Origin of the sequence: Streptomyces sp. NBC_01363 (genome assembly GCF_026340595.1) — a bacterium.
Classification (GTDB): Bacteria; Actinomycetota; Actinomycetes; order Streptomycetales; family Streptomycetaceae; genus Streptomyces.
In genome coordinates, this window is record NZ_JAPEPF010000001.1 from 325,362 (window position 1) to 337,970 (window position 12,609).

A 12,609-nucleotide genomic window follows, 5' to 3' on the forward strand; every position below is an offset into this window, starting at 1 on the left:
ACACGGCACCCGCACGGCCGTACGCCGACCATGCTGACCGGTTCGTATATCGGGCATGAGACGGCCGGGTTGCCCACGCGTTAACGTGCCCGTGGTCACCCGGCCCGGGTGCTCCCGGACGGCGCGGCCCCGTCCTCGCCGTCGGAGGATTCCGAGGATCCGTCCTCGCCCGCCGACTCCCCCTGCTCCCTCTGCTCCCCCTGAGCCTCCAGCAGCCCCTCCGGCGGCACCACCTGCTTCTCCTCCGCGAAGTGGCAGGCCGAGTCGTGCCCGGCCGGCGAATCGGTCAGCCGGAAGACGGCCGGAACCGCCAGCAGCGGCACCTCCAGTTCGCACCGCTCCTGCGCCTTCCAGCACCGGGTGCGGAAGCGGCAGCCCGAGGGCGGGTTGGCGGGCGACGGGACGTCGCCGTGCAGGATGATCCGCTCCCGGTGCTCGCGGGCCGTCGGGTCCGGCACCGGGACGGCGGACAGCAGCGCCTGGGTATACGGATGCGTGGGGTGGTCGTAGATCTGTTCGTCGGAGCCGATCTCGACGATCCGGCCCAGATACATCACCCCGACCCGGTCGGAGATGTGCCGGACGATCGACAGGTCGTGCGCGATGAAGACGTAACTCAGCCCGAACTCCGCCTGGAGCCGGTCCAGCAGGTTGACGACCTGCGCCTGCACGGAGACGTCGAGGGCGGAGACGGGTTCGTCGGCGACGATGATCTCGGGGTTCAGGGCGAGACCGCGGGCGATGCCGATGCGCTGGCGCTGGCCGCCGGAGAACTGGTGCGGATAGCGGTTGATGTACTCCGGGTTGAGCCCGACCACGTCCAGCAGGTCCTGGACCTTCCGGCGCCGCTCGCCCTTCGGGGCCACCTCGGGATGGATCTCGTACGGCTCCCCGATGATGTCGCCGACGGTCATGCGCGGGTTGAGCGAGGTGTAGGGGTCCTGGAACACCATCTGGATGTTGCGGCGCACGGCCTTCAGGGCGCGCCCCGACAGCTTGGTGATGTCCTCGCCCTTGTACTTGATCGAGCCGGCCGTCGGCTGTTCCAGGTGCACCAGCATCCTCGCCACGGTCGACTTGCCGCAGCCGGACTCCCCCACGATGCCGAGCGTCTCGCCCGCCGCCAGGTCGAAGGAGACCCCGTCGACCGCCTTGACCGCACCGATCTGCTTCTTGACCAGGATGCCCTGGGTCAGCGGGTAGTACTTGACCAGGTCGCGGACCTCCAGGATCGGCTCGCCGCCCGCCGCGGCGGACCCGGCCCGTGACTTGGCGAGCAGCACGCGGGCCTTCTCGCCCTCTTCGCGCGCTTCCTTGCGCCCCGAGTGGTCAGCGTGCATCGAGCGTCTCCTTCCAGAAGTAGCAGGCGCTCTCGCGGTGCTCGGCCACCTCGAACAGCGGCGGCACCTCGCCCCGGCAGATCTCCTGGGCCATCGGGCAGCGCGGGTTGAAGGCGCAGCCGGGCGGGATGTGCAGCAGGTTGGGCGGCAGGCCCTTGATCGCGTACAGCTCCCGGCCCTTCTGGTCCAGGCGCGGGATCGACCGGAGCAGGCCCTTGGTGTACGGGTGGGCGGGCGCCCGGTAGATCTCGTGGACCGGGGCGGATTCGACGATCCGGCCCGCGTACATCACGGCGATCTTGTCGGCGACGTCCGCGACCACGCCCAGGTCGTGGGTGATCAGGATCAGGCCCATGTTCAGCTCGCGCTGGAGCTCGGCGAGCAGGTCCATCACCTGGGCCTGGACGGTCACGTCGAGGGCGGTGGTGGGTTCGTCCGCGATGATCAGCGAAGGCTCCAGCGCCATCGCCATGGCGATCATGATGCGCTGGCGCATGCCGCCGGAGAACTGGTGCGGGTAGTTCCCGACGCGTTCCTTCGCCGCCGGAATGCGGACCCGGTCCATCAACTCGACGGCCTTCAGCTTCGCTTCCTTGTGGGACATCCCCCGGTGCACGACGAACATCTCGCCGAGCTGCTCCCCGACGCTGAGCACGGGGTTGAGGGAGGAGAGCGCGTCCTGGAAGATCATGGCCATCTCCTGGCCGCGGATCTTCCGGCGTTCGTCCTTCTTCATCTTCAGCAGATCGCGGTCCTTGAAGAGGATCTCGCCGCCGCTGATCTTTCCCGGGGGCATGTCGAGGATGCCCATGATGGCCTGGGCGGTGACGGACTTGCCGGAGCCGGACTCGCCGAGGACGGCCAGCGTCTCGCCCTCGGCCACCGAGTAGTCGACCCCGTTGACGGCCTTGGCGATGCCGTCGCGGGTGTGGAACTCCACGTGCAGATCGCGCACTTCGAGCAACATGGCAGCGGGCTCCTCAGCGCAGCTTGGGGTCGAGGGCGTCGCGCACCGCGTCGCCGAGCATGATGAAGGCGAGCACGGTGACCGCCAGGGCTCCGGCGGGCCAGAGCAGCATGTGCGGGGCGTTGCGGATGTACTGGGACGCGGCGGAGATGTCGATGCCCCAGGAGACGGCCGGCGGTTTCAGACCGACGCCGAGGAAGGAGAGCGTCGCCTCCAGCGAGATGTACGTACCGAGGGCGATGGTCGCGACGACGATCACCGGCGCGATGGCGTTCGGGGTGATGTGGCGCAGCATCATCCGCGAGTTGGAGGCGCCGAGCGCCCGTGCCGCCTGTACGTAGTCGTTCTGTTTGGCGGTGATCACGGAGCCGCGGGCGATGCGGGCGATCTGCGGCCAGCCCAGCAGCACGATGAAGCCGATCACCGGCCAGACGGTGGAGCTGGTGACCACGGAGAGGAAGACCAGGCCGCCGAGGACCACCGGGATGCCGAAGAAGACGTCGGTGACGCGGGAGAGGATCGAGTCCGACAAGCCGCCGAAGAACCCGGCGAGTCCGCCGAGCACACCTCCGAGCAGGGTGACGCCGAGGGTGGCGCAGACGCCGACGGTGACCGAGTTCCTGGCTCCGTAGACGGTACGGGTGTAGACGTCGCAGCCCTGTCCGTCGAAGCCGAAGGGGTGTCCGGGCTGGGAGCCCTCCTGGGCCTTGCCCAGGTTGCAGTCGAGGGGGTCCTGGTCGGCGATCAGCGACGGCCAGATCGAGATGATCACCAGGAAGAGGATGATCAGGGCGGAGATGATGAAGACCGGGTTGCGGCGCAGGTCCCGCCAGGCATCGGACCACAGACTGCGCGGCTTCTCGGCGGGGCCGGTGCCCTCGGGGCCGCCCGGTGTCCTTTCGAGGGTCGTGCCCTCCTCCAGGGCGAGATCCATCACGCCTCCTGCTCCGGCCGACGAGATCGCCTCGTCCGGTGTCTGCTCAGGCATAGCGGATCCTCGGGTCGAGAACGGCGTACAGCAGGTCGACGATCAGGTTCGCCGCCAGGAAGACGAGGACGAGGATGGTGACGAAGCCGACGACGGTCTGGGAGTTCTGGCGCAGGATGCCCTGGTAGAGCTGGTAGCCGACGCCGTGGATGTTGAAGATCCGCTCCGTGACGATCGCCCCGCCCATCAGGGCGCCCACGTCCGTACCGATGAAGGTGACGACCGGGATCAGCGAGTTGCGCAGCAGGTGCCGGATGACGACACGGCGCCTGGGCAGGCCCTTGGCGACGGCGGTGCGGACGTAGTCGGCACGGGCGTTCTCGGCGATCGAGGTCCGGGTGAGCCGGGTGACGTACGCCAGGGAGACCGAGGCGAGGACGAGCCCGGGTACCAGCAGCTCGTTGAAGGGGGCCTCCGGTGAGACGGAGGGTTTGATGAGGCCCCACTCGACTCCGAGGAGGAGCTGGAGCAGCAGGCCGGTGACGAAGGTCGGGATGGAGATGACGACCAGGGTCAGGATGAGCACGGTGGTGTCGACGGGGCGGCCGCGGCGCAGACCGGTGACGACACCGAGGCTGATGCCGATGACGACCTCGAAGACGATCGCGACGACGGTGAGCCGGATCGTGATGGGGAAGGCGGTGGCCATCAGCTCGGTGACCTTCTGCCCGTTGAACGCGGTGCCGAAATCGCCGGTGAAGACATTGCCCATGTAGGTGAGGTATTGCTGCCAGACGGGCTTGTCGAGGCCGAATTCCGAGCGGAGTTGGGCTGCGGTCGCCGGGTCGCACTGGCGTTCGCCGCAGAGACCCGCGATGGGGTCGCCCATCACATTCACCATGAGGAAGATCAACAGCGTGGTGCCGAAGAAGACCGGGATCATCTGCAGCAGCCGCCGGATCACATAACGTCCCATGAAGGGCTCCGGGGGTCGCGGGGGTCAGAGGCTCGGGGCTGAGGAGTGACGCGTCGGGGGGACGGGGAAGCCGGGTGGCCGGTGCCGGGAACGCACCGGCCACCCGGCCTCAGTGAGTCACTTGACCTTGATCTGCTCGTACACCGGGACGCTGAACTGGTTCAGCGACACGTCGGTGATCCGGTCCGAGTAGCCGGCGCTGCCGTTCTGGTACCAGAGCGGGATGACGGGCATCTGCGCGACCAGGACCTTCTCCGCGTCCTGGAAGGTCGAGACGGCCTTGGCCTTGTCGGACTCGGCGTTGGCCTTGTCGACGAGCCCGTCGAACTCCTTGTTGCTCCACTTGCCGTCGTTGGACGAGGCGTCGGTGTAGTACACGGGCTGGAGGAAGTTCTGGATGAGCGGGTAGTCCATCTGCCAGCCGGCCCGCCAGGCGCCGGTCAGCTTCTGCTGCGAGACCTGGCTGCGGAAGTCGGCGAAGGTGCCGACCGGGGCGCCGACGCACGCCTTGTTGTTGCCCATCGCCTTGTTGATGCTGTTGCAGACGGCGTCGACCCACTCCTTGTGGGAGCCGGTGTCGCCGTTGTACGAGATCTTGAGCTGGCCGCCGGGGATGCCGCCGCCCTCCTGGATCAGCTTCTTGGCGTTCGCCGCGTTGTACTCGCAGGGCGCGCCGCACAGCCCCTTCTTGAAGCCGCCCGCCGCGCCGAGGACCGGGGAGGTCCAGTCGGAGGCGGGAGTGCGGGTCTTCTGGAAGATCTGATCGGTGATCTGCTGACGGTTGATCGCCATCGACAGGCCCTGGCGGACCTTGACGCCGCCGGGGGTGTCCCACTTCTTGTCGTAGAAGGGGAAGGCGAGGGTCTGGATGATGCCGGCCGGGGTGTTGATGTACCGGTCGCCGAGGTCCGCCTTGACGTTCTTCAGCTGCGAGGCGGGCACGTCGTCGACGAGGTCGAGGTTGCCGGCCGTCAGGTCCGTGTAGGCGGTGTTGTTGTCGGTGTAGACCTTGAGGTCGATGCCGCCGTTCTGCGCCTTGTCGTCCCCGGGGTACTTGTCCCACTTGCGCAGGTTCATCGACGAGCCCTTGGTGTACTTGTCGACGGTGTACGGTCCGTTGCCGATCGGCTTGGACACCCAGGCGGCGTGGTCGGTGAAGAAGGCCTTGGGCAGCGGGGCGAAGGCCGGGTAGCCGAGGGTGTCCGGCCAGAGGGAGAACTTCTGCGACAGCTTGACCGTGAACGTCTTGTCGTCGACGACCTTGAGGCCGGAGAGCGTGGCGGCCCTGGCGCTGCCGGTATCGGGGTGGACCTTGCTGTAGCCGTCGATGTAGCCGAAGAAGTAGGCGTTCTTCTGATTGTTCTTCAGCTGGGCCCCGTAGTTCCAGGCGTCCACGAACGACTTCGCGGTGATCTTCTCGCCGTTGCTGAAGGTCCAGCCGTCCTTCACGGTGACCGTGAAGTTCTGGTTGTCCTTGGACTCGATCTTCTCGGCGAGCATGTTGGTGGCCGCGCCGGTCTTCGGGTCGTACCTCTTGAGCCCCCGGAAGATCATGTCGAGGACCTTGCCGCCCTGCACCTCGTTGGTGTTCGCGGGTTCGAGCGGGTTCTGCGGGTCACCCCAGGAAGAGCTCACGATTCCGTTCGCTCCACCGCCGCCACCGCTGCTGCCCCCGCCGCCACATGCCGTCGCCGCCAGGGCGACGACCACCGCACATGCGGCCCACTTGGCCTGTGTGGCTCCGCGCATGGAGTGCCTCCTCGTAGTGCTCCGTCTCACTTAGGGTCAAATATCACCGCGCAAGGGACATAACGCATATTTACTCCACCCATTCGGGCGCGCCGGAGCCGATTCGAGTGGCACTTCGCGACCGGAGAAGCTCCGGGCACGGACCCGAGAGGCACCGGAGCGATAACGGCCGCGCATCGAATACGCATCGACCGCGAGCCGACCCGATCGGATGTACGTATTCCGAGACACCGGCGCCCGTATATCGGACTCATTGCCGGACTTCACCCATTAAGTCGCGAACACGTCTTCGAAAAAGCCAAACGGAAGCAAAGCCACGCCCTTGAGAAGGTCATGCATTGGTCAAATTTCCAAAGAGCACGCCAAGGGCGTCGGACATTCATTGACCCTGCATGAATTGCGTTGAAAAAGTCCGGGTAGCCCGTAGGTGTTGCCCTGCGGAGTCCTTCGACCCTCCGGGCCAGGAGCACCATGACGATTCCAACGCCGCAAGCCGCCACCCCCGTTGAGGTGGAGGACGCGATGCCGCAGTCCATATCCGGCCCGTCCGCGGTCAAGGGCGGTGACGGCCGCTCGCCGGGCAAGATGGCCTGGCTGCGCTTCAAGCGCGACCGTACGGGCGTGATTTCGGCCTATGTGGTCATTTTCTTCTTCGTGATCGCCATCTGCGCGCCGCTGATCGCGAAGCTGTACGGCAAGGACCCGTACACGACGTACGGGTCGAACGATCCCAGCCTGCTGGACGACTTCGGTTCGCCGATGCTGCCCAACGGCGGTATCAGCGGCGACTTCTGGTTCGGCATCGAGCCCGGGCTCGGCCGGGACGTCTTCACCTTCCTGCTCTACGGCATCCGCAACTCCCTGTTCATCGCCGCGGCAACCACCTTGCTGGTGACGGTGATCGGCATCGCCATCGGCATCACCGCGGGCTACCTGGGCGGCAAGACCGATTACCTCGTGGGCCGGGTCATCGACATCCTGCTGGCCTTCCCCTCCACGCTCTTCTTCATCGCTTTCTGGCCGGTACTGCTCTCGATCCTGGTCTCCCCGGAGGAGAACACCCCGGTCTGGCTGACCGTCGTCAGCCTCATCTCGGTCATGACGGCCTTCGGCTGGGCGTCCATCGCTCGTCTGCTGCGCGGCGAGGTACTCGCCCTGCGCGAGCGCGAGTTCGTCGAGGCGGCGAGGGTGACCGGCGCCTCCCCGGCGCGGATCATCTTCAAGGAACTGCTGCCCAACCTCTGGACGCCGATCCTCATCCAGGCCACGCTCGCGCTGCCCGCGTATGTGACCGCGGAGGCCGGCCTCGCCTTCCTCGGTGTCGGTCTCAGCGACCCGACTCCCGACTGGGGCGTGATGATCCAGCGCGGATCGGACGTCTATCAGAGCGACATCACGTTCATGCTCTTCCCCGGCCTCTCGATGGTGATCTTCGTCATCGCCTTCAACCTGCTGGGCGACTCGGTGCGTGACGCACTGGACCCGAAGACCAAGCGCTGAACCGCACTTCCTCCGGCCGGGCGACGGGGCCCACCGGATCGAATGTTTCTCTCCATCGACCAGAGCAGGAAACCATGTCCCTTTCCCGCAGAAACTTCGTCATCGCCACGTCGGTCGCAGCCGGCGGTTCGATGGTCCTCTCCGCGTGCAGCAGCGGCAGCTCGGCCAAGAAGGGCGGCAGCGCCGGACACGGCGGTGCCGACAAGTACACCGGCTCGGTCGTCGTCGGCACGAAGGCCGACTCCACCGGTCCGGCCGCCGAGGTCCCGGGCGCGAAGAAGGGCGGCACGATCCGCGGCATCGCCCCGGACGACTTCTCGCACCTGGACCCGCAGCGCATCTACTTCTCGTGGAACTCCGCGGTCGGTGACCTCTTCATCCGCTGCCTCACCGGTTACAAGATCGCGGCGGACGGCACGATGAAGCTGGTCGGCGACCTCGCCACCGACGCGGGCACCATGTCCGACGGCGGCAAGACCTGGACCTTCACGCTGAAGGACGGTCTGAAGTGGGAGGACGGCAAGGAACTCACCATCGCGGACGTGCGCCACGGCATCGAGCGCGGTTTCGCCAGCTTCACCACCGAGGGTGCGGGCTACACCCAGACCGCGCTGACCGGCACGGCCGACTTCCGCTCGAAGTACAAGGGCCCGTTCGGCGGCAAGCACCTCGACTCGGTCGTGACCGATGACAAGGCCAAGACGATCACCTTCAAGCTGGCCGAGGCCCGCCCGGACCTCAACTTCACCCTGGCGATGACCTCCTACGGCGCCGTCCCGGTCAAGGGCGACACCAAGGAGAGGTACGACAAGGACCCGATGAGCTGCGGTCCGTACCGGATCAAGGCGCACTCCATCGACAAGTCGATGACGCTGGTCCGCAACCCGCACTGGGACCCCAACCTGGACTCGATCCGCAACGCGTACCCGGACAGCTTCGTCTACGAGTTCGGCCCCGAGGCCCTGCAGGCCGCCGACCGTATGATCGCCGACGACGGCGACGACAAGTACGCGGTCATGGCGTACAGCGGTGTCCCGGCCGAGCGCATCCAGAAGGTCCTCACTGACCCCGAGCTGAAGAAGCGCACCTTCAACGGCCTGCTGACCGGCATCTACTACTACGCGATCAACACCAAGCGGATCACCGACCTGAAGGTCCGTCAGGCCATCATCCACGCCTGGCCGCTGGAGCAGATCCGCAAGATCTACGGTGGCCCCTCGGCCGGTGACTTCGCGACGTCCATCCTCAGCCCCGACATCGTCGGCTACGCCAAGGACGACGTCTACGGCAAGCTGAAGAAGCCGCAGGGCGACCCGGAGGCGGCGAAGAAGCTGCTGAAGGAAGCCGGCAAGGAGGGCCAGAAGGTCGTCTACGCCTTCCCCACCAGCAACATCTACAACAAGACCAAGGTCGTCATCGAGAACGCCCTCAAGGCGGCCGGCTTCACCCCGGTCATGAAGCCGCTGGACTCCACCAGCTACTACGACCAGATCCAGCAGATCGACAACCAGTTCGACGTGATGTGGTTCGGCTGGTCCCCGGACTGGCCGACCGGCTACACGCTGATGCAGCCGCTGTTCGACGGCGGCACCATCGCCAACGGCGCCAACAACATCTCGCAGCTGAACGTCGACTGGGTCAACGAGGCGATCAAGAAGAACGTCGTCATCGCCGACCCGAACGAGGCCGGCAAGGCGTGGGCCGCCCTGGACAAGCGGATCATGACGGAGGAGGCGCCGATCATCCCCGAGACGTTCCAGCGCCGCTTCTACCTCTACGGCGAGAAGGTCGGCGGCGCGATGTTCCACCCGCAGTACTCCTCTGCCATCTTCTACAAGCTGTTCGTGAAGGCCTGACGCCGACACTCCCGAGGCGGGGCGCCCCTGCGGCGCCCCGCCCGCTCCACTCCCCCTCGTCGGCGTCTGCCAGGGAAATCCATCGCCATGTTCCGCTTCCTCATCCGCCGGGCAATCGGCGCACTGGTCATCCTGCTGATCATCAGTGTCATCACTTTCGTCCTCTTCTACGTCGCGCCCCGCGACCCAGCTCGTGTGGCCTGCGGCAAGGTGTGCACACCCGAGACGCTGGCACTGGTAAGGCGCAACCTCGGCATCGCCGATCCGCTGCCCGTGCAGTACTGGCACTGGCTCCAGGGCGTGTTCGTCGGCCGGGACTACACCTCCTTCGGACACTGCCCGGCCCCGTGCCTGGGCTACTCCTTCCACAACCGTGAGCCGGTCGTCGGCACCATCCTGGACCGCCTCCCCACGACGCTCGCCCTCTCCGTCGGCAGCGCGGTCGTCTTCGTGGTCTTCGGTGTGGGCACCGGCATGCTCGCCGCGGTCAAGCAGGGCAAGGCGCTGGACAAGATCGCTTCCTCGGCGTCGCTGATCTTCTCCTCGATGCAGATCTACATCGTCGGTGTGATAGCCATGTACTACCTCGCGGACCAGTGGCACATCCTGAGCCGTCCCAAGGAGGTCCCCCTCACCGAGGACCCGGCCGGCTGGTTCTCCGGGCTGCTGCTGCCCTGGCTGGTGCTGGCGCTGATCTTCACCGCCAACTACACCCGCATGGCACGCTCCCAGCTCGTCGAGACGCTGAGCGAGGACTATGTACGCACCGCGCGTGCCAAGGGTCTCTCCCGCCGGACGGTGTTCTTCAGATTCGCCTGGCGCGGCGCCATGGGCCCGATCGTCACCATCTTCGGTCTCGACATCGGCCTCCTCCTGGGCGGCGCGATCATCACCGAGAAGACCTTCGGTCTGCACGGCATCGGCGCCCTCTCGGTCAAGGCCGTATCCGACAACGACCTCCCGCTGATCCTCGGCGTGGTCCTGATCGCGGCAGCGGCGATCGTCGTCTTCAACATCATCGTCGACGCCGTCTACGCCCTCATCGACCCACGCGTCCGCCTCGCCTAGGGAGAGATCCAGTGAGCACCCCCTTCCTCTCCGTACGCGATCTGCGCGTGCACTTCTCCACCGAAGACGGCATGGTCAAGGCCGTCGACGGGCTGTCCTTCGACGTCGAGAAGGGCAAGACGCTCGGCATCGTCGGCGAGTCCGGTTCCGGCAAGTCCGTCACCAACCTGACCATCCTCGGCCTGCACCACCCCGACCACACCGAGATCGAGGGCGAGATCCTCCTCGACGGGCAGGATCTGCTGGCCGCGTCGGAGCGGGAGCTGGAGCGGCTGCGCGGCAACAAGATGGCGATGATCTTCCAGGACGCCCTGGCCTCGCTGTCGCCGTACCACACCATCGGCAAGCAGATCGGCGAGACGTACCGCAAGCACACCGGCGCCTCCAAGCGGGAGTCCAGGGCGCGGGCCGTCGAGATGCTCACCAAGGTGGGCATCCCGCAGCCAGACCTGCGGGTGGACGACTATCCGCACCAGTTCTCCGGCGGTATGCGCCAGCGCGCGATGATCGCCATGGCACTGGTCTGCGACCCCGAGCTGCTGATCGCGGACGAGCCGACCACCGCGCTGGACGTCACCGTGCAGGCCCAGATCATGGACCTGCTCAAGGAGCTCCAGCAGGAGACCGGCACCTCGATCATCTTCATCACCCACGACCTCGGCGTCATCGCCGACATCGCGGACGACGTGCTGGTGATGTACGGCGGTCGCTGTGTGGAGCGCGGTACGAAGAAGGAAGTGCTGAGGAAGCCCCAGCACCCGTACACCTGGGGCCTGCTGGGTTCGATGCCGAGCCTCGAAGGGCCGGTCGACGTACCGCTGTCGCCGATTCCCGGCTCCCCGCCGAGCCTCCTCAACCCGCCGACCGGCTGCCGCTTCCACCCCCGGTGCACGTTCACCGAGCAGGTCGGCGGCAAGCGCTGCGCGACGGACCAGCCGCCGCTGGAGCTGACCGCCGGGCGCGGCGCCGCCTGCCACCTCACCACGGAGCAGCGCGCCGAGTTCTTCGCAGACTTCGCCGGCACCCGGCCCAACTGACGTACAAGAGACGGGACTTCCCCACCATGAGCAGCAAAGATCCCCTCCTGGACGTCTCCGGACTCACCAAGCACTTCCCGATCAAGGGCGGCTTCCCGATCCGGCGGACGGTCGGCGCGGTGCAGGCCGTCGACGGGCTGGACTTCAGCGTCGCCGAGGGCGAGAGCCTGGGCCTGGTCGGCGAGTCCGGCTGCGGCAAGTCGACCACGGGCCGGCTGATCACCCGGCTCCTGGAGCCGACGGCCGGCACGATCTCGTACCGCGGGCAGGACATCACCCACGCCTCGCGCAAGCAGCTGGCGCCGGTCCGCTCCGAGATCCAGATGATCTTCCAGGACCCGTACGCCTCGCTGAACCCGCGGCAGACCGTCGGCAAGATCATCACCGCGCCGATGGAGATCAACGACATCAACCCCGCCGGCGGCCGTGAGGCCCGGGTGCGGGAGCTGCTGGAGACCGTCGGGCTCAACCCGGAGCACTACAACCGCTTCCCGCACGAGTTCTCCGGCGGTCAGCGCCAGCGCATCGGGGTGGCCCGCGCGCTCGCCCTGGAGCCGAAGCTGATCGTGGCCGACGAGCCGGTCTCGGCGCTGGACGTGTCGATCCAGGCCCAGGTGGTGAACCTGCTGCAGAAGCTGCAGAAGGAACTCGGCATCGCGTTCCTGTTCATCGCCCACGACCTGGCCATCGTGCGCCACTTCTCGCAGCGCGTCGCGGTCATGTACCTCGGCAAGATCGTGGAGATCGCCGACCGCGAGGACCTGTACGGCAACCCGCGTCACCCGTACACCCGGGCGCTGCTCTCGGCCGTGCCCGAGGCGACCGCCGACGAGACGCCGGCCCGCGAGCGCATCCTCCTCACCGGCGACGTACCCTCCCCGGTCAACCCGCCGTCGGGCTGCCGCTTCCGTACCCGTTGCTGGAAGGCGACGGACAAGTGCGCGAGCGAGGCCCCGCCGCTGGTACGGGTGGAGGGCAGCCGGGAAGGCCATCTGACAGCCTGCCACTACCCCGAGGACACGCAGTCCGTCGCGGCCGTCCCGAAGGCCCGTACGGCCCCGTCCGGGCCGAAGCTCGACAAGACCACCGAAGACCCCACGGCCGGGGCCTGACACCCCAGCCCCGGCCCCCGGGGGCGCCTCGCGGACAGGGACCCGATCGGTCCCCGGACGCGGGGCTCCCCGGTCC

Annotated in this window: 10 protein-coding genes; 5 read left to right on the plus strand and 5 right to left on the minus strand. The window is 67.1% G+C overall.

Features of this window, described 5'->3' with window-relative positions; genetic code table 11:
* Window positions 1–95: 95 nt before the first annotated feature.
* The 5 genes from OG611_RS01485 to OG611_RS01505 all read right to left on the minus strand — a co-directional run bounded on the left by OG611_RS01485 (window position 96) and on the right by OG611_RS01505 (window position 5,960).
* Window positions 96–1,340 (minus strand): ABC transporter ATP-binding protein, encoded by a 1,245-nt coding sequence (locus tag OG611_RS01485; protein ID WP_266414743.1) that lies wholly within the window; start codon window positions 1,338–1,340, stop codon window positions 96–98.
* On the minus strand, window positions 1,330–2,307 hold the full coding sequence (locus OG611_RS01490; RefSeq protein WP_266414744.1) for an ABC transporter ATP-binding protein: 978 nt from the start codon (window positions 2,305–2,307) through the stop codon (window positions 1,330–1,332). Before OG611_RS01490 ends, OG611_RS01485 begins: the two co-directional genes overlap by 11 nt.
* 13 nt (window positions 2,308–2,320) lie before the next feature.
* The gene (locus OG611_RS01495; protein ID WP_266414746.1) at window positions 2,321–3,295 is read right to left on the minus strand and encodes an ABC transporter permease; all 975 of its coding nucleotides are present in this window, start codon (window positions 3,293–3,295) and stop codon (window positions 2,321–2,323) included.
* Entirely contained in the window at window positions 3,288–4,211 is a 924-nt protein-coding gene (locus OG611_RS01500; protein WP_266414747.1) for an ABC transporter permease, read from the minus strand. The genes OG611_RS01495 and OG611_RS01500 overlap by 8 nt, the downstream gene beginning before the upstream one ends.
* 117 nt (window positions 4,212–4,328) lie before the next feature.
* Complete coding sequence (locus tag OG611_RS01505) at window positions 4,329–5,960, minus strand: ABC transporter substrate-binding protein (RefSeq protein ID WP_266414748.1); 1,632 nt, start codon at window positions 5,958–5,960, stop codon at window positions 4,329–4,331.
* Window positions 5,961–6,431: 471 nt separating this feature from the next.
* On the opposite strand from OG611_RS01505, the gene OG611_RS01510 reads away from it, so the two are divergent.
* The 5 genes from OG611_RS01510 (at window position 6,432) to OG611_RS01530 (ending at window position 12,533) form a co-directional block, all read left to right on the plus strand.
* The gene (locus OG611_RS01510; protein ID WP_266414749.1) at window positions 6,432–7,460 is read left to right on the plus strand and encodes an ABC transporter permease; all 1,029 of its coding nucleotides are present in this window, start codon (window positions 6,432–6,434) and stop codon (window positions 7,458–7,460) included.
* 74 nt (window positions 7,461–7,534) lie between these two features.
* Window positions 7,535–9,316 carry an ABC transporter substrate-binding protein gene (locus OG611_RS01515; protein ID WP_266414751.1) on the plus strand — a complete coding sequence of 594 codons (1,782 nt, stop codon included), beginning with the start codon at window positions 7,535–7,537 and terminating at the stop codon, window positions 9,314–9,316.
* Window positions 9,317–9,403: 87 nt separating this feature from the next.
* Window positions 9,404–10,384, plus strand: coding sequence for an ABC transporter permease (locus tag OG611_RS01520; RefSeq protein WP_266414753.1), 981 nt, complete (start codon window positions 9,404–9,406; stop codon window positions 10,382–10,384).
* A gap of 71 nt (window positions 10,385–10,455) precedes the next feature.
* The gene (locus OG611_RS01525; RefSeq protein WP_266425444.1) at window positions 10,456–11,421 is read left to right on the plus strand and encodes an ABC transporter ATP-binding protein; all 966 of its coding nucleotides are present in this window, start codon (window positions 10,456–10,458) and stop codon (window positions 11,419–11,421) included.
* A 26-nt stretch (window positions 11,422–11,447) separates the two neighbouring features.
* Window positions 11,448–12,533 (plus strand): ABC transporter ATP-binding protein, encoded by a 1,086-nt coding sequence (locus tag OG611_RS01530; protein ID WP_266414755.1) that lies wholly within the window; start codon window positions 11,448–11,450, stop codon window positions 12,531–12,533.
* Window positions 12,534–12,609: the final 76 nt, after the last annotated feature.